Below are 25,055 nucleotides of genomic sequence, written 5' to 3'. Positions count from 1 at the left end.
TGAGCCTCCGTTTACTGGGTGCCGGACGGCATGACCTGGATGACCTGTGGCAGCGTCTCGTACTTGCGCTCGGCCAGGCGCCGCCCCTCGGCGGACTGCAGGCTGCAGTCCTGGTCGGTTTCGGCGTTGAAGCGCACCACTTCTTCTTCCCACACCGCGTCCAGCGCCTGGGGCGTGTTGTCGGGCTTTTCATCCGCGACGGCGGGGCGCTGCTCGTCGATGGCGTCGGTGGCGCCGATCAGCGCGAGCAGGGCGCGGGGCACCAGCGCGTAGCGGGTGTCGCGTTCCTCCAGGCGCGCGGCGAGCAGGGCGAGGATGTGCCGGATGTCGCCCAGCCACTGGCCGATCTCCTCGTGGCTGCGGGTCGACAGGTATTCCAGGAACAGCGGCAGGTAGTCGGGCAACTCGCGGGCGTCGAGCTGGAAGCCGGCGGCCTCGTACTCGGCCAGCAGGTTGACCATGGCCTGGCCGCGATCGCGGGATTCGCCGTGCACGTGCTCGAACAGCAGCAGCGAGGTGGCGCGGCCACGGTCGAAGAGTTCGACGTAGGCTTCCTCCAGATCGAGCAGTTCCCCGGCAGCCAGCTCGCGGCACCACTGGGCGAGCTGCGCGCGCAAGGGCGTGGGCAGGCGGTCTTCGGCATCGAGGATGTCGATGGCCTCGGCGCAGGCCACCTGCAGTTCGGCGCTGGGGTAGTCGAGCAGCCGCGCCAGCACGCGCAGGCTCAGCAGGCCCACGGGTGGGCCTTCGTAGGGACGGTACTCACCCATGACGGCTGTCCTCCACCGGGTCGAAGGTCTGCACCGGCTTGACCAGCGTGGTGGTGTTCTTGCGTCCGCCGAACAGGCTGACCTGGCTGTTGCCGCCATTGCAGCCGTCGCCGAAGCTGAAGCCGCAGCCGCTGCGTTCGGCATAGGCTTCGGGGATGTGCTCGCGGTGGCCGGTGGGGATGACGAAGCGGTCCTCGTAGTTGGCGATCGCCAGGTAGCGGTACATTTCCTCGACCTGGTTCCGGGTCAGCCCGACCTCGTCGAGCACGGCGGTATTGTCCGTCTTGTCGACGTGCTTGGCGCGCATGTACACGCGCATCGCCATCAGCCGCTTGAGCGCCAGCACGACCGGCGCTTCTTCCCCGGCGGTGAGCATGTTGGCCAGGTAGCGCACCGGGATGCGCAGCGATTCGATCTTCGGCAGCACGCCGTCGAACTCCATATGGCCCGCTTCGGCGGCGGACTGGATGGGGGAGAGCGGCGGCACGTACCAGACCATCGGCAGGGTGCGGTATTCCGGGTGCAGCGGCAGGGCCAGCTGCCAGTCGATGGCCAGCTTGTAGACCGGCGAGGCTTGCGCTGCGGCGATCACGTTGTCGGGGATGCCGTCCTTGCGCGCCTGGGCGATGACTTCCGGGTCGTGCGGGTCGAGGAAGATCTCGCACTGGCGGTGGTAGAGGTCGCGGTCGTCCTTGGAGGCGGCCACTTCCTCGATGCGGTCGGCGTCGTAGAGCAGCACGCCGAGGTAGCGGATGCGCCCCACGCAGGTTTCCGAGCAGACGGTGGGCTGGCCGCTCTCGATGCGCGGGTAGCAGAAGATGCACTTCTCCGACTTACCGCTTTTCCAGTTGTAGTAGATCTTCTTGTACGGGCAGCCGGAGATGCACATGCGCCAGCCGCGGCATTTGTCCTGGTCGATCAGGACGATGCCGTCTTCCTCGCGCTTGTAGATCGCGCCGCTGGGGCAGGAGGCCACGCACGCCGGGTTCAGGCAGTGCTCGCACAGGCGCGGCAGGTACATCATGAAGGTGTTTTCGAACTGCCCGTAGATGTCCGCCTGGACCTGGTCGAAGTTGATGTCCTTGCGCCGCTTGGCGAACTCGGTACCCAGCAGTTCTTCCCAGTTCGGGCCCCATTCCACCTTGTCCATGCGCTGCCCGGAAATCAGCGAGCGCGGCCGCGCCACGGGCTGGTGCTCGCTCTGCTTGGCAGTGTGCAGGTGCTGGTAGTCGAAGGTGAAGGGCTCGTAGTAGTCGTCGATCTCCGGCAGGTCCGGGTTGGCGAAGATGTTCGCCAGCACCCGCCACTTGCCGCCGATGCGTGGGTTGATGGAGCCGTCGGCGTTGCGCACCCAGCCGCCGTTCCACTTCTTCTGGTTCTCCCACTCCTTGGGATAGCCGATGCCCGGCTTGGTCTCGACGTTGTTGTACCAGGCGTACTCGATGCCTTCGCGGCTGGTCCAGACGTTCTTGCAGGTGACCGAGCAGGTGTGGCAACCGATGCACTTGTCGAGGTTCAGGACCATGCCGACCTGGGAACGAATCTTCATTTCACGGCCTCCTGCTGATAGTCGTTGCCTTCGCCGTCGAGCCAGTCGATGCGGTGCATCTTGCGCACGATGACGAACTCGTCGCGGTTGGAGCCCACGGTGCCGTAGTAGTTGAAGCCGTAGGAGAGCTGCGCGTAGCCGCCGATCATGTGGGTCGGCTTGGGGCAGACCCGCGTGACCGAGTTGTGGATGCCGCCACGGGTGCCGGTCATTTCCGAGCCGGGGATGTTCAGGATGCGTTCCTGGGCGTGGTACATCATCGCCATGCCCGGCCGCACCCGCTGGCTCACCACCGCGCGGGCGGCGATGGCGCCGTTGGCGTTGTACAGCTCGATCCAGTCGTTGTCGGAGACGCCGATGGAGCGCGCGTCGTCCTCGGACATCCAGACGATGGGCCCGCCGCGGGAGAGGGTCTGCATCAGCAGGTTGTCGCTGTAGGTGGAGTGGATGCCCCACTTCTGGTGCGGGGTGATCCAGTTGAGGGCGATCTCCGGGTTGCCGTTGCTCTTGGGCGCGGCGACGCTGGCGGCGGCCTTGGTGTCGATGGGCGGCCGGTAGACCATCAGGCTTTCGCCGAAGGCGCGCATCCAGGGGTGGTCCTGGTAGAACTGCTGGCGGCCGGTGACGGTGCGCCAGGGGATCAGTTCATGCACGTTGGTGTAGCAGGCGTTGTAGCTGACGTGTTCGTCTTCCAGGCCCGACCAGGTGGGGCTGGAGATGATCTTGCGCGGCTGTGCGACCAGGTCGCGAAAACGGATCTTTTCCTCTTCCTTGGGCTTGGCCAGGTGCGTATGGTCGCGCCCGGTGATCTTCGACAGCGCCGCCCAGGCCTTCACCGCTACCTGGCCGTTGGTTTCCGGCGCCAGGGCGAGGATCATCTCCGCCGCGTCGATGGCCGAGGCGATCTTCGGTCGGCCTTCGGCGGAGCCTTCCAGCTTGCGGTAGTTGAGCTTGCCGAGCAGGTCGACCTCGGTCTCGGTCTTCCAGGCGATGCCCTTGCCGCCGTTGCCGATGCTGTCCAGCAGCGGGCCGACCGAGCTGAAGCGCTCATAGGTTTCCGGGTAGTTGCGCTTGACCTCGATGAGCGACGGCATGGTCTTGCCGGGGATCGGCTCGCACTCGCCTTTCTTCCAGTCCAGCACCTGCGGCTGGGCCAGTTCGCCGGGACTGTCGTGCTGCAGGGGCAGGGTGACCAGGTCGGTTTCCTCGCCCAGGTGACCGACGCACAGACGCGAGAACGCCTGGGCGATGCCGTCGTAGATCTGCCAGTCGCTGCGGGCTTCCCACGCCGGGTCGGTGGCGGCGGTGAGCGGGTGGATGAAGGGGTGCATGTCGGACGTGTTGAGGTCGTCCTTCTCGTACCAGGTGGCGGTGGGCAGCACCACATCGGAGTAGAGGCAGGTGGTGGACATGCGGAAGTCCAGGGTGGTCAGCAGGTCGAGCTTGCCTTCGATGGGCTCGTCCTTCCATTCCACTTCCTCGGGCTTCTGATGACCCGAATCGCCCAGGTCCTTGCCGAGCAGTCCGTTCCTGGTGCCCAGCAGGTACTTGAGCATGTACTCGTGGCCCTTGCCGGAGGAGCCGAGCAGGTTGGAGCGCCAGACGAACAGGTTGCGCGGGTGGTTCTGCGGGTTGTCCGGGTCTTCGCTGGCGAAGCGCAGCTGGCCGCTTTTCAATTGTTCGACGGTGTAGTCCACCGTGCTCTTGCCGGCGGCCTGGGCGGCGGCGGCCAGGCGCAGCGGGTTGATGCCCAGCTGCGGCGCGGAGGGCAGCCAGCCCATGCGCTCGGCGCGCACGTTGAAGTCCACCAGGCTGCCGCTGAAGTCCTGCGGGCGCGCCAGCGGGGAGAGCAGTTCCTTCACCTCCAGCTTCTCGTAGCGCCACTGGCTGGAGTGGTTGTAGAAGAACGAGGTGCCGTTCATGTGACGCGGCGGACGGTGCCAGTCGAGGGCGAAGGCCAGCGGCGTCCAGCCGGTCTGCGGGCGCAGCTTCTCCTGGCCGACGTAGTGTGACCAGCCGCCGCCGCTCTTGCCGATGCAACCGCAGAGGATGAGCATGTTGATCAGCCCGCGGTAGTTCATGTCCATGTGGTACCAGTGGTTCATCCCGGCACCGACGATGATCATGGAGCGGCCGTGGGTCTTGTCGGCGTTCTGCGCGAACTCGCGGGCGATGCGGATCATCTGCGCCGCCGGCACCCCGGTGATCGCCTCCTGCCAGGCCGGGGTGTAGGGCTTCATCTGCCCGTAGTCGCTGGCGCCATCGTCCGCGCCGGAGCCGCCGACGGTAGCGGCCAGGCCCCGGTCGATGCCGTAGTTGGCGGCGGTGAGGTCGAACACGGTGACCGCCAGCACCTCGCGGCCATCGGCCAGTTTCAGGCGCTTGGCCGGCACGTGGTGGTAGATGACGTCGCGCACTTTCACGTTGGGGAAGTGCTGGCGCTCGATGCCGCCGAAGTAGGGGAAGGCCACCCGCGCCACTTCGTCATGCTGGCCAAGCTGCGACAGGCGCAGGCTGACGTCCTGGCCGTCGGCGTCCACCGGTTCCAGGTTCCAGTGTCCGGTTTCACCCCAGCGGAAGCCGATGGAGCCGCGCGGCACCACCAGGCGGTCGCCGCTCTCGTCCCAGGCCACGGTCTTCCATTCGGGGTTGTTGGCCTGCGCGAGGTTGCCGTCGAAGTCGCTGGCGCGCAGCTGCTTGCCCGGCACCAGGCTGCCGTCCTCGCGCTGTTCCAGCTCCACCAGGATCGGCATGTCGGTGTAGCGGCGGATGTAGTCGGTGAAGTAGGCGCTGGGCTGCTCCAGGTGGAATTCCTTGAAGATCACATGGCCCATGGCGATGGCCAGCGCGGAGTCGGTGCCCTGCTTGGCGCTCATCCACTCGTCGCAGAGCTTGGAGATTTCCGCGTAGTCCGGGGTGATGGCGATGGTCTTGGTGCCCTTGTAGCGCACCTCGGTGAAGAAGTGCGCGTCGGGGGTACGGGTCTGCGGGACGTTGGAACCCCAGGCGATGATGTAGCCGGAGTTGTACCAGTCGGCGGACTCGGGCACGTCGGTCTGCTCGCCCCAGACTTGCGGCGAGGCGGGTGGCAGGTCGCAGTACCAGTCGTAGAAGCTCAGGCAGACGCCGCCGATCAGCGACAGGTAACGGGTGCCCGAGGCGTAGGAGACCATCGACATCGCCGGGATCGGCGAGAAGCCGGCGACGCGGTCCGGGCCGTAGGTCTTCACGGTGTAGACGTTGGCGGCGGCGACCAGGGTCTGCATCTCGTCCCAGTCGGCGCGGACGAACCCGCCACGGCCACGGATGGACTTGTACTGCTTCGCCTTCTGCGGGTCCTCGACGATGCTCGCCCAGGCCAGCACCGGGTCCTTGTGGGTCGCCAGCGCCTCGCGCCGGAGCTGCACCAGCGCCTTGCGCACCATCGGGTACTTCAGCCGGTTGGCGCTGTACAGGTACCAGGAATAGCTGGCGCCGCGCGGGCAGCCGCGCGGTTCGTGGTTGGGCAGGTCGGGGCGGGTGCGCGGGTAGTCGGTCTGCTGGGTTTCCCAGGTCACCAGGCCGTTCTTCACGTAGATCTTCCAGCTGCAGGAGCCGGTGCAGTTCACCCCGTGGGTCGAGCGGGCGATCTTGTCGAACTGCCAGCGCTGGCGATAGCCATCCTCCCAGTCGCGGCTCTCATCGCGGGTTTCGCCGTGGCCGCCGGCGAACTCCGGGGGACGCTTGACCAGGTAGCGCAGGCGGTCGATGAAGAAGCTCATGTTTCTCCTCCTTGGCAGAGTGCGTCGTCAGCGTTAGCAGCGCACTTCGGCATTGCGACGGGTGTAGAAGAACCAGGTCAGCGCGATACACAGCACGTAGAACACGATGAACCCGTAGAGCGCCCATTCCGGGCCTCCGGTGAGGTCGAACGAACTGCCGAACGATTTCGGGATGAAGAAGCCGCCGTAGGCCGCTACCGCCGAGATGAAGCCCACTGCCGCGGCGGACTCCTTCTCGCTCTGCAGGCCCTGTTGCTCGGCGGGTAGGCTGGGGAACAGGCGCGGCGTCATGATCCGGAAGATCGCCGGGATCATCTGCGTGGTGCTGGCATTGCCCACGCCGGAGAAGAAGAACAGCAGCAGGAACATCGCCAGGAAGCCCCAGAAGGCGCCCGGTTGGTCCTTGCCTTCGATGAAGAACAGCACGCCGCCGACGCACACGGCCATGGCGACGAACACCCAGAGGCTGATCCGCCCGCCGCCGAAGCGATCCGCCAGGCCGCCGGTGAAGGCGCGAGCGAGGGCACCGATCAGCGGCCCGAGGAAGGCGAACTTGAGCACGTCGACGCCGGGGAACAGGTGCCCGGCCAGCAGCGGGAAACCGGCGGAGAAGCCGATGAAGCTGCCGAAGGTGCCGGTGTAGAGCACGCTCATCAGCCAGGTGTGCTTGCGTTTGAAGATCGCCATCTGGTCGGCGAAGGACGACTTGGCGCTGGCGATGTCGTTCATCCCGAACCAGGCGGCGAGCGTGGCGACGATGATGAAGGGCACCCAGATGAAGCCGGCGTTCTGCAGCCACAGCGGGGTGCCGGTGCTGGTGGTCTGCGGTTCGCCGCCCAGGCTGCCGAACACCGCCATCGTGATGCTCAGCGGCACCAGGAACTGCATGACGCTCACGCCCAGGTTACCCAGCCCGGCGTTCAGGCCCATCGCGGAGCCCTTGGCCTGTTTGGGGAAGAAGAACGAGATGTTCGCCATGCTCGAGGAGAAGTTGCCGCCGCCCAGGCCGCAGAGCAGGGCGAGGATCAACATCACCAGGTAGGGCGTGTTGGGGTTCTGCACGGCGAAGCCGATCCACAGCGCCGGCACCAGCAGGGAGGCGGTGGACAGCGCCGTCCAGCGCCGCCCGCCGAAGATCGGCACCATGAAGCTGTAGAAGATGCGCAGGGTGGCGCCGGACAGGCCGGGCAGGGCGGCCAGCCAGAACAGCTGGTTGGCGCTGTAGTTGAAGCCGGCCAGCGGCAGCTTGGCCACCACCACCGACCAGACCATCCAGATGGCGAAGGCCAGCAGCAGGTTGGGGATGGAGATCCACAGGTTGCGCGTGGCGATGCGCTTGCCGGTATCCGCCCAGAACGCCGGGTCCTCCGGGTGCCAGTCGCGCAGCACGAAGCTGCTGGGGGTGGAGAGTTCCGGCAGGTCGCGGGTTTCGCTGTGCTCGGCCCATTCCACGCGTTCGGCCATGCGGATCGCGTAGTGCATCCACAGCAGGGCGCCGGCGGCGATCAGGAACAGCAGCATGAAGCAGCTCTGCCAGATGCCGACCACGTCGTTGAGCATACCGAAGGTCAGCGGCAGCAGGAAGCCGCCCAGGCCGCCGATCATCCCCACCAGGCCGCCGACCACGCCGACGTGCTGCGGGTAGTAGGTCGGGATGTGCTTGAACACCGCCGCCTTGCCCAGGGACATGAAGAAGCCCAGGACGATGATGACCAGGGCGAAGCCGACCAGGCCGAAGTGCATCGAGAACTCGATGTCGCCGCGTACCCCGGTGACGGTGTAGCGGGTCGGCGGGTAGCTGAGCAGGAAGGTGCACAGCACCGAAATGCCCAGGGTCCAGTACATCACCCTACGGGCGCCGTAGCGGTCCGACAGCCAGCCGCCGAGGATGCGGAACAGCGAGGCGGGCACGGTGTACAGCGCGGCGACGAAGCCGGCGGCGGCCAGCCCCAGGCCGTACACCTCCATCAGGTAGTGCGGCAGCCAAAGCGCAAGGGCGACGAAGGCGCCGAAGACGAAGAAGTAGTAGAGCGAGAAGCGCCACACGCGCAGTTCGGTCAGCGGCGCCAGTTGCTCGGACAGCGGGATGGCCTTGGCCTGGCGCGTTGCGGCCTGGGGATCGGTCTTGGCGAAGAGGATGAAGCCGATGCCCATCGCGCCGAGCACCAGCGCGTACACCAGGGCGGCGCCGCGCCAGCCCAGGGCCAGCATCAGCAGCGGAGCGGCGAGGTTGGTCAGGCCGGCGCCGACGTTGCCGGCGCCGAAGATGCCCAGCGCGGTGCCCTGGCGGCCCTGCTCGAACCAGGTGGCGGTGTAGGCGGTGCCGACGATGAAGCCGCCACCCGCCAGCCCCACGCCCAGTGCCGCGACGAGCAGCATCGGGAAGCTGTTGGCGAAGGTCAGCAGGTAGACGCAGACGGCTGACACCAGCATCAGCAGGCCGAACACCCAGCGCCCGCCGTAGCGGTCGGTCCACAGGCCGAGGAAGATGCGCGAGATCGAGCCGGTCAGCACCGGCGTCGCCATCAACAGGCCGAGCTGGGTATCGGTAAGGCCGAACTCGTTCTTGATCTGCAGGCCGAGGATGGAAAACAGCGTCCATACGGCGAAGCACAGCGTGAAGGCGAGGGTCGACAAGCCGAGGGCGCGATAGCGATCACTGGCAGAAATGGAGTTAGCCATACTGGACACAATCCCTTGACGGCACCGTCGGCAACGGTTTCTTTTTCCAGCCGTAGCGATGCCCGGACAGGCCAGTGGATACCTGTGCTCGCAAGCGTTGCCATAGGCCGATTCACGGTCGGTCTTGCTGGATCTCTAGTTATCTTTGCACCCGAAGGTGTTGTAGAGCCTCAGCCTAGACGCAGATCAAAGGGATTTCCAAAACTCGCCGGGATATTGCGTTGAATGTGCAGAACTTTGCGGTTCGCTATGTATTTGAGTAGATAGCGATGGCCGTCCAGGTGCTATCTCAGGGCTGGCCCTGCAGACGCGGCCCCCAATCCTCCACCTGGCCTTGCTCCAGGCGCCGGCTCAGGGTGCGCCGCCAGTTCGGCGCCAGCGGCAATTCCAGGCATTCGCGCAGGATGTCCATGTCTACGCGCTTGTCGAACAGCACGGCGGAGAGCCGTTGCAGTGGCCAGTCCGCATGCTGCCGCTCGACCCGCTCCAGCGTCGCGCCGGCGGCGATCACGCCTTCCTCCAGTACTCGGTAGTACCAGCCGGTGCGCCCCGACTCCTGCACCCGCAGCGCCATCTGCGCCACCGCGAAGCGGTCGTTGAGTTTCCAGCACGGCATCCGCCCCTGGGACACCTCCAGCAATGCCGTGCCGGCGCGGATGCGATCGCCCAGGCAGACATCCGCCTCGGTCCAGCCGGTGCTGCTGAAGTTCTCGCCGAAGGCGCCCGGCTGCATCAGAAGCGGGTGTTCGCCCAGCTCGGCGATCCAGTCCGCGTAGTGTTCGCGGGGATAGTGGTGGATGGCTTTCTCGACGCCGCCGTGCACGCGCAGGTCGCCTTGCTCGTCGCTTTCCAGGCCCAGGGTGGTGATCGTCAGCGATCCCTGACGCGGCGCCTTGGCGATGGCGCTGCGCGATCCGGCGCGGGTAAAGGGCACGGCGCGTCCAGTGAGGAGGGCGTCGAGGGAAATGCAGGTCGGGCTCATGGGGACCTCTCAGGGGTGGTGTCGATCAAAAACTACCTGGACAAAATCATTCAGATCGGTAGCCTCTGTCAAGGTGTCGATTCGATACAAAGTGTCGTTGCGCCCCGCCAGCGAGTCCCGCATGCCCAACCGAGAGTTCCCGATGCAGAAGTACCGTCTCACCATCCAGCGCCACGGCCAGTTGCTCGGCCATTTCGACTCCGACCTGCCCTGGGCGCGCGACGCCGTGCGTGCCATCGCGGATGCGCTTGGCGGGCAGGGCTTCGTCCTTGAGTTGCAGGTGGCCGACGGCGAGCGGCGCCTGCTGGAAAGCTCGCCAGCCGGCATCAAGCTGCTGGCCAGCGAGCCGCTGTATCGCCCGATGGCGCTGGAGAACCTGTAGGAGAGAGCTTGCTCGCGAACCTCCGACGCGCCGGCCCTGCCGGCGAATCGCGAACGGGATCCGGGGACTTTTGTAGGAGCAACGGTCTTTCACTCGGCAGCGGTTCGCGAGCAAGCTCGCTCCTACAGATGGCGGCGTCGGTCCGCTCCTGCGGGGAAATCCCTGCACGCAGGAGCACGTTCTGTCCGCGCTGATCAGCGATCCACCCGCTGCTGCAGGTGCGCCGGGTAGCGCTCGCCGGCGATTTCGATCCGCCGTAGCGCCTCTTCGATGGCGGAGAGGTCAGTGGCGTCCAACACCAGCGAGGCTGCACCGAGGTTTTCTTCCAGGCGATGCAGCTTGGTCGTGCCGGGGATCGGTACGATCCACGGCTGTTGCGCCAGCAGCCAGGCGATGGCGATCTGCGCGCGGCTCGCGTCCTTGCCCTCGGCGATGCGGCCGAGCACGTCCACCAGGCCGGCGTTGGCCGTGCGGTTCTCCTCGGAGAAGCGCGGCACGATGTTGCGGAAATCGTTGGCCGAGAACTGGGTGCGAGCGTCGATGGCGCCGGTGAGGAAGCCCTTGCCCAGCGGGCTGAAGGGCACGAAGCCGATGCCCAGTTCGGCCAGTAGCGGGAGGATTTCCTTCTCCGGCTCGCGCCACCACAGCGAGTACTCGCTTTGCAGCGCCGCCACCGGCTGCACCGCATGGGCGCGACGGATGGATTGCGGGCCGGCTTCGGAGAGGCCGAAGTGCTTCACCTTGCCTTCGCGGATCAGTTCGGCGACGGTGCCGGCGACGTCCTCGATGGGCACGTTCGGGTCGATCCGGTGCTGGTAGAAGAGGTCGATGCGATCGGTCTTCAGGCGCTTGAGCGAGGCTTCGGCGACGGCGCGGATGCTCTCCGGGCGGCTGTCCAGGCCGAGGCGGGTGTCGCCTGCGCTGAAGCCGAACTTGGTGGCGATTGCCACCTCGTCGCGTATCGGTGCCAGGGCTTCGCCCAGCAGTTCCTCGTTGGCGAAGGGGCCGTAGGCTTCGGCGGTGTCGAAGAAAGTCACGCCGCTGTCGAAGGCGGCGCGTATCAGGCGGATGCCATCGTCGCGGTCCACCGCCGGGCCGTAGCCGTAGCTCAGGCCCATGCAGCCAAGGCCCAGTGTCGATACCTGCAGGCCGTTGCGGCCCAGTGTGCGCTTGTCCATCGGAGTTTCTCCTGGAGCGGGAACGGACGGGATTGCCCGGCGAATCGTCTGGAATGGACTTTACTCAAAGACTTTCGCTGCGATTAGACGGGCAGAGCCGCATTCGCCTATGAGCGTGATTCATGGATCTGGCAGGGCCATTCATGAGTGTTCCTCATAGGTCCAAGCGTGTTGCGCCCCTTAATCGACACACCGCCCAGGCCTAGCATGGTCGGCAACTTCAGCAGCCCAGCGGAGAACACCATGAGCGAGCAGCCTTCCACCGCTCACAAGGCTTTTGCCGACATCGCCCCGGTGCTGGCCGACTACACCGACCGGGTGCTGTTCGGCGACGTCTGGGAGCGCCCCGGCCTGTCGCCGCGCGACCGCAGCCTGGTCACCGTGGCCAGCCTGATGTCGCGCTACCAGGCCAACGAACTGCAGTTCCATCTGGGCAAGGCGCTGGACAACGGCGTCACCCGCGAGGAACTGATCGAGCTGATCACCCACCTGGCTTTCTATTCCGGCTGGCCCACGGCTTCCACCGCGCTGGGCGTTACCCGCCGGGTGTTCGCCGAACGCGATGCCACCGAGTGAGGAAAATTCCATGGAATACCGTTACCTGGGCCGCAGCGCCCTGAAAGTCTCGCCCTTGTGCCTGGGCGCCATGATGTTCGGCGGCGAGACCGACGAGCCGACCTCGCGCCGCATCATCGACAAGGCCTTCGAGCAGGGTGTCAATTTCATCGACACCGCCGACGTCTACCACAAGGGCCGTTCCGAGGAGATCGTGGGGCGCGCGGTAGCCGCCCGGCGCGATGACTGGGTGATCGCCAGCAAGTTCGGCAACGCCCTGGGCGATGGTCCGAATAACCGTGGCCAGTCGCGCAAATGGATCTACCAGGCTGTGGACGACAGTCTGCGCCGCCTGGGAACCGACTACCTGGACATCCTCTACTTCCACCGCACCGACGTCGATGCGCCGCTGGAGGAGGGCCTGCGCGCCGTGGGCGAGTTGATCCGCCAGGGCAAGGTGCGCTACTACGGGCTGTCCAACTTCCGTGGCTGGCGCATCGCCGAGGTGGTGCGGCTGGCCGACCGGTTGGGCATCGACCGGCCGATCTGCAGCGAGCCGCTGTACAACCTGGTGGACCGCACCGCCGAAGTCGAGCAACTGCCCGCCGCCGGCCACTTCGGCATCGGCGTGGTGCCCTACAGCCCGCTGGCCCGTGGCGTGCTCACCGGCAAGTACCGGCCCGGCGCCGAGCCGCCGGCGGACTCCCGTGCCGGCCGTGGCGACAAGCGCATCCAGCAGACCGAATGGCGCCCCGAATCCCTGCGGATCGCCCAGTGCATCGCCGAACACGCCGCCGCCCGTGGCACCACGCCGGCCGCTTTCGCCCTGGCCTGGGTGCTGAACAATCCCCTGGTCAGCTCGCTCATTGCCGGCCCGCGCACCGAGGCGCACTGGGACGGCTACCTGCCGGCGTTGGAGATCGAGCTGACTGCCGAGGATGAAACCTTCGTCGACAGCCTGGTGCCGCCCGGTCATGCCTCCACGCCCGGCTACAGCGATCCCGCCTATCCCGTCGAAGGCCGCCCGGCCCGCCGTTGAAACCTCGAGGAGCAATGCCGATGAAGACCCTTGGATACGCCGCGCAGAACCCGCAGGACCCGCTGGCGCCGTTCACCTTCGAACGCCGCGCGCTGCGCGACAACGACGTGGCGATGGACGTCCTCTACTGTGGCGTTTGCCACTCCGACCTGCACCAGGCCCGCAACGACTGGGGCTTCAGCCGCTACCCGATGGTGCCGGGCCACGAGATCGTCGGCCGGGTCACCGCCGTGGGGCCGAAAGTGACCCGCTACCAGGTCGGCGACGCCGTGGCGGTGGGCTGCATGGTGGATTCCTGCCAGCGCTGCGACCAGTGCCGCAAGGGCGAGGAACAGTTGTGCCGCGAGGGCAACACCCAGACCTACAACGGTGTGGACCGCATCACCCGCGAAGCGACCCAGGGCGGTTATTCCCAGCAACTGGTGGTGCGCGAGGAGTTCGTCCTCCGTGTACCGGCGGCCCTGGACCTGAGCCGCGCCGCGCCGTTGCTGTGCGCCGGTATCACCACCTATTCGCCGCTGCGCACCTGGAACGTCGGGCCGGGCAGCCGCGTCGGCGTGGTCGGCCTCGGCGGGCTGGGGCACATGGCGGTGAAGCTGGCGGTCGGCCTGGGCGCCACCGTCACCGTGCTCAGCCGCAGCGCCGACAAGCGCGCCGATGCTCTGGAACTGGGTGCCGATGCGCTGCTGGTGTCGTCCGACGCCCAGGCGATGAAGGCGGCGGCCAACAGCTTCGACCTGATCGTCGATACCGTGCCGGTGAAGCATGATCTGAAGCCCTACATGCCGCTGCTGGACGTGGACGGCACCCTGGTGATGGTCGGGCAGGTCGGGCCCATCGACGAGATCAGCAGCATCCCGCTGCTGCTGGGGCGCCGGCGCATCGCCGGATCGCCCATCGGCGGCATCGCCGAAACCCAGGAACTGCTCGATTTCTGCGGCAAGAAGAACATCCTGCCGGAGTGCGAGATGATCCGCATGGACGCGATCAACCACGCCTTCGAGCGCATGGAGCGCTCCGACGTGCGCTACCGCTTCGTCATCGACATGTCGACCCTGGGCTGAGGCAGTGCGCCGGGCGCGTCCTGCGCCCGGTGTTCAGTCCTGATGGCGCAGGGCGTCCACCAGCACCGTGAAGGCGCGGGATTTCTGCCGACGGCTGGGGTAGTAGAGGTGGTAGCCGGGGAAGCTCGGGCACCAGTCTTCCAGCACCTGCTCCAGGCGGCCTGCGGCGACGTGCTCGGTGACCATGTCCTGCGGCAGGTAGGCCAGGCCGAAGCCGTCCAGCGCAGCGCGCAGGATGTGCGGGCTGCTGTTGAACGTCAGTTGGCCTTCCACTCGCGCCTTCACTTCGTGACCGTCCTTGGCGAACTCCCAGGCCATCAGCCCGCCGTAGGTCGGCAGGCGCAGGTTGAGGCAGTCATGGCTGGCCAGCGCCTGGACGTCTGCCGGGCGGCCCTTGCGGGCGAGGTAGGCGGGACTGGCGGCCACCGCCATGCGCAGGTCCGGGGCGATGCGCACGGCGATCATGTCCTTGGCCACCTGGTCGCCCAGGCGTACGCCGGCGTCGAAGCGCTCGGCGGCGATGTCGGTCAGGCCGTAATCGACGCTGACCTCGACCTTGATGTCCGGGTAGTCCGGCAGCACTTTCGAGAGCTTCGGCCAGAGCACGGTGCTGGCCGCGTGTTCGGCGGCGGTGATACGCAGGGTGCCCACGGGTTTGTCGCGAAAATCGCTGAGCGCCGCCAGTTCCGCCTCGATCTCCTCGAAGCGCGGCGCCAGGGTGTGCAGCAGCCGCTCGCCGGCCTCGGTGGGCGAGACGCTGCGGGTGGTGCGGCTGAGCAGGCGCAGGCCGAGGCGGGTTTCCAGGGCGCGGATGGTGTGGCTCAGCGCCGACTGGGAGACCCCCAGCTGCGCCGCCGCCTTGGTGAAGCTGCCTTCGCGGGCCACCGTGACGAAGGCGATCAGGTCGTTGAAGTTTTCCCGTGGCATGTCGGCTCCGCTGTGGTCGTCGCGACGAGGACCGCGCAGGCGGAGTGTATCCGAGTCGGAGGAGCGGCACCGTCGTCGCGAGGCTCCGGCGGATGCCGGACGCGAAGGGGTAGATGGCCAGTGGCGGCACGATGACGTCAAAATGCCATCGAAAGCACTTTAATATCATTCAGAATGTGATAGATTCCTCGCCCACAAAGTGAGTCAGATCGAAGCGCCATGACGGCCGCTCGCCACCCGTTCAAGGAGGATACCGGTGCAATATCTTCACGCCCGCTGTTTGCTGTCGGCGTCCATTCCCGCGTCGGCGCGTCCTGGCCAACGGCCCGAAACCTCCTTTTCCGCTGCGGCGCCTGCCTGCCGTAATGCCTCGTCGCTGCCCGCCTGTTGTTCCGCGCGGGGCACGAGGTCCATCGCGAATTTCCCGTCGAGCAGCCAGCCGCTCCGCGCGGCCTGACGCCTGCCATCCGCGACGCGTCCTGCCGGCGCTCGCCCTCGTTCATCCGCCGACCCACGACCTTAAGGGGTAGTCATGTTCAGCAATGCCATTCTGCGGCCGACCGCGCTCGCCGTAGCCATTTCGCTCGGCCTGAGCGGCTGCGCCAGCATCGACAAAGGCCTTGGAAGTTCCAATGGCGCTACCGCCTGCGTCCTCGGCGGGATCGCCGGCGCACTTATCGGCGGCGGGGTGGCGGCGGCCACCGGCAAGAACATCGGCGCCGGAGTGGCAGTGGGGGCGGTCGTGGGCTGCGGCGCAACCTACCTGTACCAGCAACGGGTCAAGCGCCTGCAGGCCATCGCCAAGGAAGAGGGGATCGACATCCAGGTCACCGAGCTGCAGGCCGCCGCGCCGGCCGGGCAGGCGGCACAGCCCGGCGCCGCACCGGCGGTGGTCGGTATCGAGGCGCAGGTGCAGGACAGCTCGATGTTCGATGTCGGTTCGGCACGGGTCACCGTGGACGGCCAGCGTCAGTTGCGCAAGATCGCCCAGGCACTGGCCGAAGGGCGCAACGATCCGAAGAACGCCGGCAAGAAGATCCTCGTCGTCGGCCATACCGACGCCACCGGTTCGGCCGAGTTCAACCAGCGCCTGTCCGAGCAGCGCGCTCGCGCGGTGGGCGGCATCCTCGCCGAGGTCGGCATTCCGGCCAGCGACATCTACTACCAGGGCGCCGGCGCGTCCCGTCCTCTGGCGGACAACGCCAGCGAGTCCGGCCGGGCGAAGAACCGCCGCGTCGAGATGACCGAAGTGGACAGCCAGCAACTGCTGGTGGAGCGCGTGCGCGCCGAACGCAACAATCCCAAGTACCTGGCCCACGGCACGGCCCGTCCGGCTGCCGCCAAGCCGGCGGACAAACCGGCCCGCGCGCCGGCCAGGCCCGCGCCGCTGCCGGTGCCCCAGGTGCAGCCGGAGGAAACCGTCGAGGCGGCCCCGTCGAGCGGTATCAGCCTGCCGGGCAAGGGCGGTATCGACTTCGGCGGCAGTCCGGTGCTCAGCACCACCTCGACCCTGGCGCAGGGCATTCAGCCGAAGGCCTCGACCTTCAGCCTGATTGCCCCGGCCTACGCGGCGGTGCCCGCCAGCTCCTGCATCGGCGACATGCCGCGCAGCGAGGGTGAGGTGAAGAACCTGGCCAGCGGCGCGCCACTGGGCGAACCGGAGACCACCGACTACCTGCCGGGCATGAATGGCCGGCCCTGGGGCAAGGTGGTGAACGGCCACGTGGCGCTGGTCGGCCCGGTGTCGATCCTGCGCGAGAACGCGCTGGTGGTGGCGCAGCCGGAGATGCAGTTCATCGCCAACTACAAGGCCGGCGGCAAGAAACAGTCGGCGAAATTCCCGGGCGTGGCCAACGCCTACGAAGGCGAGGACAAGGTGCTCTACCGGGTGTTCGCGGCGGACCCGGCGACGTCGCCGGTCACCTGCATGGACATCGTCTTCGACAAGCGTTCGGGTGCCGCCAGCGGCGGGGAGATCTACTACCCGAAGCAAGGCCAGGCCTACGTCGCCAACTTCCAACCCATCCGAAAATAACGAGAGCTGACCATGTTCGATACGATTCGAGCGTTCTTCCTCGCCTACTGGTACGTCGTGGTACCGGTGGTGACCCTGTGCTTCCTGGCCATTCCGGTAATCGTGTACTGGAACGAGGTGCGCTACTGGCTGATGAACGTGCGCATGCGTCTGCCGATGGTGGGGCGCATCCGCAGCTGGGTCCGTCATCCGGGCACTCCGGAGGACTCCGGTTTCCTCAGCTCCGAGCGCGAGCTGTGCTCCTTCTATGCCAAGTACTACGACGACCACAAGGTGGACAAGGCCTTCTTCAAGAAGTGCGAGAACTACCTGGCCAAGGCCAACGAGGATGGGCGCCGCGAGAAGAGCCTGGGCATCTGGGCGCTGATCATCGTGCTGATGCTGATCGAGGCCACCGCGTTCGGTTACGCCCTGGCGCCGTTCGCCCTGACCCTGGCCACGCCCAAGACCGCCATGATCGGCGCCTTCGCCATCGGCCTGGTGATCTCCATCATCTGCCTGCTGCTCTCGGAGTTCGCCGGTCGCGAGCTGTACAAGAACTCGGTGGTCGGCCACATCATGTCCTTCGAGGACCTGCGTGGCACCGGCGACATGGGCGACATGGTGCGCAAGAACCTGATCACCATCGACAACACCACCGATGACGACGCCCGTCCCGAGTTCCAGCAGATGCTCAACCGCGTGCGCGCACCCAAGGACGGCGCGATGCCGGCCAAGCGCTACCGCGTGGTGTCGGCCTACACCGTGTTCATCGTGGTGCTGGCCTGCGCTGCCTTCTGGGTGCGTACCGAAACCCTGAACGCCCAGGAGGCCGAGCTGATCGCCAACCCGCCGGCGGTGAGCCAGTCCGCCGACGACTTCCCCACCGGGGGCGACGACGACTTCCCGCTGACCGACGACATGGCCAGTCTGAGCCAGCAGTCCGCCGGCAAGAGCGCCCAGGACCAGATCGACGCGCTGCACCGCGCCTCGCTGGTGACCTTCGCCGTACTCAGCGTGCTATTCGTGTTCATCCAGACCGCCTCGACCTTCCTGGCCTACATCTTCGGCTTCGCCGGCACCCATTCGCGCAAGGCCTGGGAAATGACCCACGATTTCGCCAACGCCGATGAGTTCGAGCGTCACCACCTGAGCAAGGCGCGCTCCATCGCGGTGGACGCACAAAGCTCGCTCGGCACCCTGCAGGGCCTGCAATCCCGCGTGTTCCGCGTCAGCGGTACGACCAAGACCGACACCGGCAAGAACCTCCAGCAGCGCACCTTCGAGAACTACCTCGTGTACGCCGCCAACGAGGCGACCGGCAAGCAGACCGACGAGATGATGCGCAACTTCATCCAGAAGGGCATCGACCGCGTCCAGGCGCTGATCGACGAAGGCGACCTCAACGCCGCGGCGAAGGCTTTCAACGACATCGGCCCCGCCGTGGCGAGCATCAACACCAGCAACCAGGACCTGCTGCCGCTCAAGCAGAAGTTCGAATCGCTGCGTCCGATGTTCCAGGCCGTGCTCGCTCCGCGTCTCGAGCCGGTGGCCGCCGCCGTCCAGGTGGTTGTGGCCGAGCCCGTGGCTGTCGCTCCGGTCGTGGCTGCCGAGGTTGTCGCGCCGGTTGCCGCCGCACCCGCCGCACCAGTAGAGGCGCCGGCCTTCGACAAGAATGCCTGGGGCGATCTGACCGACCTGGAAGAAGAAGACCTGCCTCAGGTTGCCGCCAAATACGCGGTGGACGTCGCGCAGTTGCGCCGCGCGCGCAAGCTGCAACAGCTGGAGAAGGTGTGATGAAACTGCGAGGCCTGCTCCTGGCGCTGGCCCTCGTGCCCGCCGCCGTGATGGCGGCGGAGCGCAATGACGTGCCCAGTTGCTACGCCGCCGCCAAGGTCGAGGAATTCCGCACGCCCGCATCCGGGCGGATGCTCACCGTGGTGGTGGACCAGACCACGCCGCTGACCCCGGACCTGCAACGCACGGCCTGGGGCCATATCAAGCGCTTCATGCAGCCGGGCGACAAGCTGCGCCTGTACAGCTTCAGCGCCTACCTGGACGGGCACTACACCCAGCTGCGCTTCGCCGGCGAGCTGGAGCGTCCGCTGCAGGCCTCGGTGATCGAGGACGTGCCGATGATGTCCACGCGCAAGCTGGACAACTGCCTCAAGGGGCAGTCGCAGATCATGTTCAAGCGCTTCGGCCAGGCCTTCGCCAAGGCGATGGGCACCTCCAGCAGCGACATTCCCCGCAGCGAGATCCTCTTCTCGCTCAAGGAAATCGGCCAGGACATGCAGAAGGCGGACGGGGTGGACGACAATGTCGTCTTCCTCCTCTCCGACATGCTGGAGTACAGCGACTTCGGCAGCTTCTACGTGGCCAACGGCATCCGCACCATCGACCCGACGGTGGAACTGGCCAAGGTGCAGAAGCAGAACCTGATGGCCGACTTCGCCGGCGCGCGGGTCTACGTGCACGGCGCGGCCTTCGTCCCGACCACGGCGAAGAATGGCTACCGCAGCGGCAAGATGATCCAGAACCTGCAAGGCTTCTGGAGCGCCTACTTCGCGAAGTCCAACGCCGAGCTGCGCGGCTTCGGCAACCCCGAGCTGACCTCCGCCCTGGAGTGATCGGCCCGTTCCAGCCCCGCTGCGCCGTTCGGCGCCGGGGCCGGATCCATCCACGACGCCGGGTTTTGCCCCGGCGTTGCGTTATTCGCGGTCAGCGGCTGGGTTGCAACGTCAGCACGCGATTACGGCCACCTTCGGCCAGCAGGTAACCGCCCTTGCCGTCGGGAACGATGGTCTGCGGCGCCTTGAGGAACGACAGCACGGTCTGCGGCTCGCCCTTGCCATCCCACAGCAGCAGGCGTGCGCGGTGGGTGGAGTCTTCGCTGATCCAGATGCCCCGTGCGTCGCACATGACGAAGGTGGGCTTGTTCAGGCCGCCGAGGATTTCCGGGTCGTGGCCGTCGTCACGGAGCTCGCGGATCGCGCCACGGTTCTTCTGGGTGTAGAGCAGGCGGCCATCGGTGCAGCGGGTGATCGACTCGGCTTCGTCGAGGCGCTCGCGCACCACGCTCAGGGCGCCGTCGCTCCAGCGGTAGCGCAGCAGCCGGCCGCTGTCGTGGCGGTCCTCGATGGCATAGAGGGCGTCGCCATCATCCCACAGCCCCTGTATCGAGTTGCCCTGGAACAGTGTGCTGAGCTTGCCGTCCTTGAGCATCTGCACCGGCCTGTCGTCCGTTTCCTGGCTGAACACCCAGCCGCCACGGGCGGCGATCAGCCCGTCCGGCTTGGACAGGCCGTCGATCACCACCTTGCGTTCACCGCTCGGGGTGATGCGCAGGATGTTGCCCTGGTCGTCCTTCAGTTCCTGGCTGACCAACAGGCCGCCGTCGGCCAGCGGGACGATGGAGGCGGCTTTCTTCACCTCGCGTTGCAGTACCTGGACGTTCCAGCCAGCGGCGGCCTGGACCGGGTAGAAGTCCTGCCAGATGAAGAAGCCGACGGCCGCGGCGACGGTGAGGGCGGCGGCGGAGAGGGCGATGCGCAAGGGCGAGCGGCGAGGAGAGTCGGTCATGAGGGGGCGAGTCGTTATTGTTGGAAGGAGGCGGGCATTCCCGGCCAGCCGGTACGGCCGTGCATGGTAGCGGCTGTCGAGGGCCGGGGGATAGCGGAGCCTCCACAGGTGGGAAAACCCTTCCAACGCCGGATCAGGCGAGCGTGGGGCTCCCTCCCGGCACGATGGAGGTCGGGTAGGGGACATCCAGGCATTTCCTCGACACATTGCAAGCAGTTGGCGGAGGTTCGTGCGCAACGCCTGTGCGGGAGGAGAGGGAGGGCAAACTGATGGCAATAACCTACAATTTGTAGGTCCTTTGCTGAGGACACCCAGACGGCTGTTGCGGACAGGAGGTCAGCAACAGCCGTCTTTCTATTCTGGCGGGGCTCAATCGGCCAAGTGCACCAGCGAACCAGGCAGAGGCCGGATCGGGCCCGCTTTCGGCTGGTGCGTCGGCGTGCCGCGCAGCAGCCCGGACAACCCATCGGCCGCGGCGGGCTTGCCGAACAGGTAACCCTGGGCCGCCTCGCATCCCAGGCTCTGCAACTGGCGATGCTGGCTGGGGTTCTCCACGCCTTCGGCCACGACCCGCAGGCCCAGTTCGCGGCCCAGCGCCAGGGCGTTGGTCAGCACGATCAGGCGGCGCGGATCGCCCGTATTGAGGTTGGCGAGGAAGCTGCGGTCGAGCTTCAGCTCGGTGAACGGCAGCTCCACCAGGCGTTGCAGGTTGGAGTGCTTGCAGCCGAAATCGTCGATGGCCAGGCCGCAGCCCAGCAGGCGCAGGCGCAGCACGTTCTCCAGGCTGGACGGCAGTGCGTGCAACGGCGACGACTCGGTCAGCTCGAAGGTGACGTTCCGTGGATTGATCTCCATGCGCCGCAGTTCGCACTCGACGCTGACGGCGAAATCGGTCCGGGCGATCTGCTCGGGTTCCAGGTTGAAGGACAGTTCCAGGTCGGTCCGGCCGTGGGCCCGCAGGGCGTCATGGGCCTGTGCCATCTGCTGGAACAGCAGCGCATCGAGCATTCCATCACGGCGCAGGGCTGGCAGAAATTCGTCCGGCAGCAGTACCTGCCCGTCCTCGCGGTGCCAGCGGGCGAGCACTTCGAAACCATAGATCTGCGCGGTGGCCACCATGACCTTGGGTTGCAGGGCCACGCGCAACTCGCCGCGCTCCAGCACCCGACCGATGTCGGCGCCATCGAGGGCGCCCAGGTGGCGAGGCGATACGCTCCGCTCCAACGCGTGAGGTTCGAAATCCATCAGCAGGGCGCGCAGGCGCTCCAGGGTGGCCGGCTCGTTGCCCAGCCAGAACACCTTCATGCCCTGCAGCCGCAGCAGGTGCGCCAGCGTCGACCAGGTGCCCGGCGCCATCTCGCCGCTGACCACCACGCCGTGGGCGAGCTGCTCGCGCGCCACGGTCTGGAGGAACTCCAGGCGCGGCACCGGATCGATGCGCACATCGCAGATCAGCAGATGCACGCCGCCGACGCTGCGCAGCCGGTCCAGAACCAGGGCGTGGCCGGACACCTCCGCGAGGACGCTGTAGCCGAGGTGGTGGAGGGCGGTCACCGCCGCCGAACGGTGAGGACCGGACGCCTGCAGGATCAGCGCGGAAAGGGGAGGCATGGAAGACTCGGATGGGCGTTTGGGGCCTCGGCATTCTGAGAATTGGCGCTCGCTTGGTGAATCGTCCAATTCCGCTTTTGCTATCAGAGAAATCCTATTTGGAGGCTCCCGACGGCCCATCGCTCAGCCTTTGCCCCACCTGCGGCACCCGGCCAGGCGCCATGCCGGCCAGGTCGGGGCGGCCACGGTTCACAGGGCGGCCTTGACCCTGGCGCGTGGCTCGGCTGGCAACCAGCCCTGCCACACCTGCGGGTTGGCCTTGAGGAAATCGCGCGCGGCCTCGCGCGGTTCCTGGCGCGTCTCGCTCATCCTGGCCAGGGCCGCGTTGAGCAGGTCGATGGGGATGTCGACCTTCTCGAACAGCGCCACCAGTTCCGGGTATTGCCGGTGGAAGGGCGCGGAAACCCCTACCGACAGCTTGGCCGGCAGCGAACGGCTGCCCCGCGGATGGGGATTGTCGGGGTCGGAGAGGGTCTTCCAGGCCTCGGCGTCGAACGGCGGCTCCTCCAGGCGCAGCAGCTTGTAGCGGCCCATCAGCGGGGTCGGGGACCAGTAGTAGAACAGCACCGGCTTGCCCCGGCGGATAGACGAGGCGATCTCGGCGTCCATTGCGGCGCCCGAGCCGCTGCGGAAGTTCACGTAGCTGCCTTCCAGCCCGTAGGCCTTGAGCTTCTGCGAGTTGACGATCTCCGACGTCCAGCCGGTGGGGCTGTTGAGGAAGCGACCCTTGTCCGGCGACTCGGGGTCGCGAAACACCTCGCGGTAGCGCGGCAGGTCGCTCACCGAGCGCAGTTCCGGGGCCTGCGGGGCGATGCCGCGCGCCGGGTCGCCGTGGACCACGTAGTCCGGCACCCACCAGCCCTCGTCGGCGTGCTTCACCAGGTTGCCCAGGCCGAACACCCGGCCTGCGGCTTCGGCCTTGATCCAGGCCGGGCTGCGGCCGGTCCATTCCTCGCCGATGACCTGGATGTCGTTGCGTGCCAGCGCGGCCTCCAGGCTCACGGTACTGCCCGGCAGGGTATCGGTGGGGTAGCCGTAGCCCTGTTCCACCAGCAGGCGCAGCATCTCGGTGATCAGGCTGCCGCTTTCCCAGGTCAGCTCGCCAAAGTGGATCGGTTTGCGTTCCTCGGCGGCCTGGACGCCTTGCCCCAGCAGGCCCAGAGCGAGCAGCGCGGTGCCCAGCCAGCGTGTGATCGTGTGCATGTGCGGATCCTTGTCGTGCCCGGAAGTCGGTGGTCAGCTTTGTATAGTAGAAGGTCCTCTCCGGCACGGCCGGCGAGCGGTTGGCTATGGGGAGCCGATCGCCGTGCGCCACGGCATTCGGGGGTGGCGTCAATACCTCTGGCGCAGCCTCGAAATAGTTCTAGGCTTGCGCAGGCCTCCATCTGCTTCAGATCAGTCCTGTCTCCTTGCCCGAGGACTAGAACGGAATCACCGACCCGACAGGGCCAGCTTCGGAAGGAGTCGAATCATGAAGCATCTATCCCACGTGGAGGGCGGCACGGGCGACGGCAAGGTCGGCCTGTTCGGCCTCACCTCACTGATCGTCGGCAGCGCCATCGGCTCGGGCATCTTCGCCTTGCCCGCCACGCTCACGGGCGGCGCCGGCGCCCTCGGTATCCTCTGCGGCTGGGCCATCGTCGCCTTCGGGATGCTGTCGCTGGTCTCGGTCTATCGCAACCTCACCCTGCGCCAGCCGAACATCGACGACGGCATCTACGGCTGGTCCAAGGCCGGTTTCGGGCATATTGCCGGGTTCATTGGCGCGTACGGCCACGGCGCCGGCGACGCCATCGGCAACGCCTCCTACCTGGTGGTGATCTTCAGTGCCCTGGGCGCCTTCGGGGTGTTCTCCTACTTCGGCGATGGCACCACCTGGCCGGCGATCTTCGCCGCCTCCGCGCTGCTGTGGGTCATCAACGCGCTGGTGCTGCGTGGGGTGAAAACCAGCACCACGGTGAACAACGTCGCCACCGTCGCCAAGGTGGTGCCCATCGTGCTGTTCATCGGCCTGGCGCTCTACCACTTCGACAGCCGCGTGTTCATGACCGACTTCCGTGGCCAGAGCCACGGCGCTTCGATCTTCGCGCAGAGCAAGACCGTGCTGCTGGCCGCCATGTGGACGCTGATCGGCCTGGAGTCCGGGACCATCTACGCCACCCGCGCGCGCAAGCTCTCCGATGTGGCCAAGGCATCCACCCTCGGTGCGATCATCGTCTCGCTGCTGCTGGTGGGCACCTCGGTGCTGGCGCTGGGTATCCTGCCCGCCGCGCAGATCACCCAACTGCACCAACCGTCGATGGCCGGGTTGATGGCCGCGATGGTCGGTCCCTGGGGCGGCATGCTGATCAACATCTGCCTGATCGTCTCGGTGGTCGGCGCGCTGATCGCCTGGGTCGCCCTGAGTGCCGAGGAAGTCATGCTGTCCGGTCGCGGCAAGAGCGCCACCCAGTGGCTCGGCCGGCTCAACACCGCCGGTGCGCCGCGCAACGCCATGTGGCTCACCACGGGGATCGCCCAGGCGATGATGCTGGTCGCCGGTTTCAGCCATGCCGGTTATCTCGCGCTGTTGTCGTTCTCCACCTCGCTGGCGCTGATCCCATATCTGCTGTCGTCGATGTATTCCTTCAAATGCGCCTGCACCGGGCGTGGCTACGAGGGTGACAAGGTGCACGGCCGTTACTGGGAAATGGCCCTGTCGGCCTTCGCCGTGTGCTTCGTGCTGTTCATGCTCTATGGCGCTGGCCTGAAGTATGTGCTGCTGGCCTCCGTGGTCTGGGCCGTCGGCCTGCCGCTGTTCATCCTCGGCAAACGCGAGCAGCGGGAGAAACTCAGCGCCGTGGAATGGATCGTCTGCCTCGTCGTGATCGGCATGGCCCTGGCCGGCCTGCTCGGTCTGTGGACGGGCCACCTGGTGCTCTGAGGTTTCGTTCCATCCCCCGGCCCGGGCGGGCCGGGG

Annotated in this window: 19 protein-coding genes; 8 read left to right on the top strand and 11 right to left on the bottom strand. The window is 66.8% G+C overall.

Annotated features, from left to right (window positions below):
- Positions 1–11: 11 nt before the first annotated feature.
- From narJ to H681_RS14295, 5 genes are all read right to left on the bottom strand, one after another.
- Positions 12–770, bottom strand: coding sequence for a nitrate reductase molybdenum cofactor assembly chaperone (narJ, locus tag H681_RS14315; RefSeq protein WP_015477585.1), 759 nt, complete (start codon positions 768–770; stop codon positions 12–14).
- A complete protein-coding gene (narH, locus tag H681_RS14310; protein ID WP_015477584.1) occupies positions 763–2,319 on the bottom strand; it encodes a nitrate reductase subunit beta in 1,557 nt (518 codons plus the stop codon). The genes narJ and narH overlap by 8 nt, the downstream gene beginning before the upstream one ends.
- Positions 2,316–6,080: a nitrate reductase subunit alpha gene (locus H681_RS14305; protein ID WP_015477583.1), complete on the bottom strand. Its 3,765-nt coding sequence runs from the start codon at positions 6,078–6,080 to the stop codon at positions 2,316–2,318. The genes narH and H681_RS14305 overlap by 4 nt, the downstream gene beginning before the upstream one ends.
- Positions 6,081–6,113: 33 nt before the next feature.
- Positions 6,114–8,762: a nitrate/nitrite transporter gene (locus tag H681_RS14300; RefSeq protein WP_015477582.1), complete on the bottom strand. Its 2,649-nt coding sequence runs from the start codon at positions 8,760–8,762 to the stop codon at positions 6,114–6,116.
- 289 nt (positions 8,763–9,051) lie between these two features.
- On the bottom strand, positions 9,052–9,744 hold the full coding sequence (locus H681_RS14295) for an MOSC domain-containing protein (RefSeq protein WP_015477581.1): 693 nt from the start codon (positions 9,742–9,744) through the stop codon (positions 9,052–9,054).
- A gap of 121 nt (positions 9,745–9,865) precedes the next feature.
- Between H681_RS14295 and H681_RS14290 the strand changes: the two genes are divergently transcribed.
- Positions 9,866–10,126 (top strand): cytoplasmic protein, encoded by a 261-nt coding sequence (locus H681_RS14290; protein ID WP_236620479.1) that lies wholly within the window; start codon positions 9,866–9,868, stop codon positions 10,124–10,126.
- A gap of 194 nt (positions 10,127–10,320) precedes the next feature.
- On the opposite strand, the gene H681_RS14285 is transcribed toward H681_RS14290, so the two are convergent.
- Positions 10,321–11,304, bottom strand: coding sequence for an aldo/keto reductase (locus H681_RS14285; protein ID WP_015477579.1), 984 nt, complete (start codon positions 11,302–11,304; stop codon positions 10,321–10,323).
- Positions 11,305–11,547: 243 nt separating this feature from the next.
- Here H681_RS14285 and H681_RS14280 point away from each other — a divergent pair, with 243 nt between their 5' ends.
- Genes H681_RS14280 through H681_RS14270 form a run of 3 tightly spaced genes read left to right on the top strand, consistent with a single transcriptional unit; the run spans position 11,548 to position 13,962 of the window.
- Positions 11,548–11,880, top strand: a complete 333-nt coding sequence (locus H681_RS14280; RefSeq protein ID WP_015477578.1) for a carboxymuconolactone decarboxylase family protein — start codon at positions 11,548–11,550, stop codon at positions 11,878–11,880.
- Positions 11,881–11,890: 10 nt separating this feature from the next.
- A complete protein-coding gene (locus tag H681_RS14275) occupies positions 11,891–12,898 on the top strand; it encodes an aldo/keto reductase (protein WP_015477577.1) in 1,008 nt (335 codons plus the stop codon).
- Between the two features lie 20 nt (positions 12,899–12,918).
- On the top strand, positions 12,919–13,962 hold the full coding sequence (locus H681_RS14270) for an NAD(P)-dependent alcohol dehydrogenase (protein WP_015477576.1): 1,044 nt from the start codon (positions 12,919–12,921) through the stop codon (positions 13,960–13,962).
- Positions 13,963–13,995: 33 nt separating this feature from the next.
- Here the strand turns inward: H681_RS14270 and H681_RS14265 are convergent, their stop codons facing one another.
- Positions 13,996–14,889, bottom strand: a complete 894-nt coding sequence (locus H681_RS14265; protein WP_015477575.1) for a LysR family transcriptional regulator — start codon at positions 14,887–14,889, stop codon at positions 13,996–13,998.
- A 267-nt stretch (positions 14,890–15,156) separates the two neighbouring features.
- Positions 15,157–15,303, bottom strand: a complete 147-nt coding sequence (locus tag H681_RS26430) for a hypothetical protein (RefSeq protein WP_157883329.1) — start codon at positions 15,301–15,303, stop codon at positions 15,157–15,159.
- Between the two features lie 118 nt (positions 15,304–15,421).
- Between H681_RS26430 and H681_RS14260 the strand changes: the two genes are divergently transcribed.
- The 3 genes from H681_RS14260 to H681_RS14250 are packed head-to-tail and all read left to right on the top strand — an operon-like array spanning position 15,422 to position 19,533.
- Positions 15,422–16,924 carry an OmpA family protein gene (locus H681_RS14260; RefSeq protein ID WP_015477574.1) on the top strand — a complete coding sequence of 501 codons (1,503 nt, stop codon included), beginning with the start codon at positions 15,422–15,424 and terminating at the stop codon, positions 16,922–16,924.
- Positions 16,925–16,936: 12 nt separating this feature from the next.
- Complete coding sequence (locus tag H681_RS14255; protein WP_015477573.1) at positions 16,937–18,700, top strand: hypothetical protein; 1,764 nt, start codon at positions 16,937–16,939, stop codon at positions 18,698–18,700.
- The gene (locus H681_RS14250) at positions 18,700–19,533 is read left to right on the top strand and encodes a hypothetical protein (RefSeq protein ID WP_015477572.1); all 834 of its coding nucleotides are present in this window, start codon (positions 18,700–18,702) and stop codon (positions 19,531–19,533) included. The genes H681_RS14255 and H681_RS14250 overlap by 1 nt, the downstream gene beginning before the upstream one ends.
- Before the next feature lie 91 nt (positions 19,534–19,624).
- Here the strand turns inward: H681_RS14250 and H681_RS14245 are convergent, their stop codons facing one another.
- The 3 genes from H681_RS14245 to H681_RS14235 all read right to left on the bottom strand — a co-directional run bounded on the left by H681_RS14245 (position 19,625) and on the right by H681_RS14235 (position 23,299).
- On the bottom strand, positions 19,625–20,485 hold the full coding sequence (locus tag H681_RS14245) for a hypothetical protein (protein WP_015477571.1): 861 nt from the start codon (positions 20,483–20,485) through the stop codon (positions 19,625–19,627).
- A 369-nt stretch (positions 20,486–20,854) separates the two neighbouring features.
- Positions 20,855–22,096: an EAL domain-containing response regulator gene (locus tag H681_RS14240; RefSeq protein ID WP_015477570.1), complete on the bottom strand. Its 1,242-nt coding sequence runs from the start codon at positions 22,094–22,096 to the stop codon at positions 20,855–20,857.
- Between the two features lie 189 nt (positions 22,097–22,285).
- On the bottom strand, positions 22,286–23,299 hold the full coding sequence (locus H681_RS14235; protein WP_015477569.1) for an ABC transporter substrate-binding protein: 1,014 nt from the start codon (positions 23,297–23,299) through the stop codon (positions 22,286–22,288).
- A gap of 268 nt (positions 23,300–23,567) precedes the next feature.
- On the opposite strand from H681_RS14235, the gene H681_RS14230 reads away from it, so the two are divergent.
- On the top strand, positions 23,568–25,019 hold the full coding sequence (locus H681_RS14230; RefSeq protein ID WP_015477568.1) for an amino acid permease: 1,452 nt from the start codon (positions 23,568–23,570) through the stop codon (positions 25,017–25,019).
- The last annotated feature ends 36 nt before the right edge of the window (positions 25,020–25,055 follow it).

This window comes from Pseudomonas sp. ATCC 13867, assembly GCF_000349845.1.
Classification (GTDB): Bacteria; Pseudomonadota; Gammaproteobacteria; order Pseudomonadales; family Pseudomonadaceae; genus Pseudomonas.
Note: the sequence above shows the minus strand (reverse complement) of the source record. Positions and strands in the feature narration are given on the sequence as shown.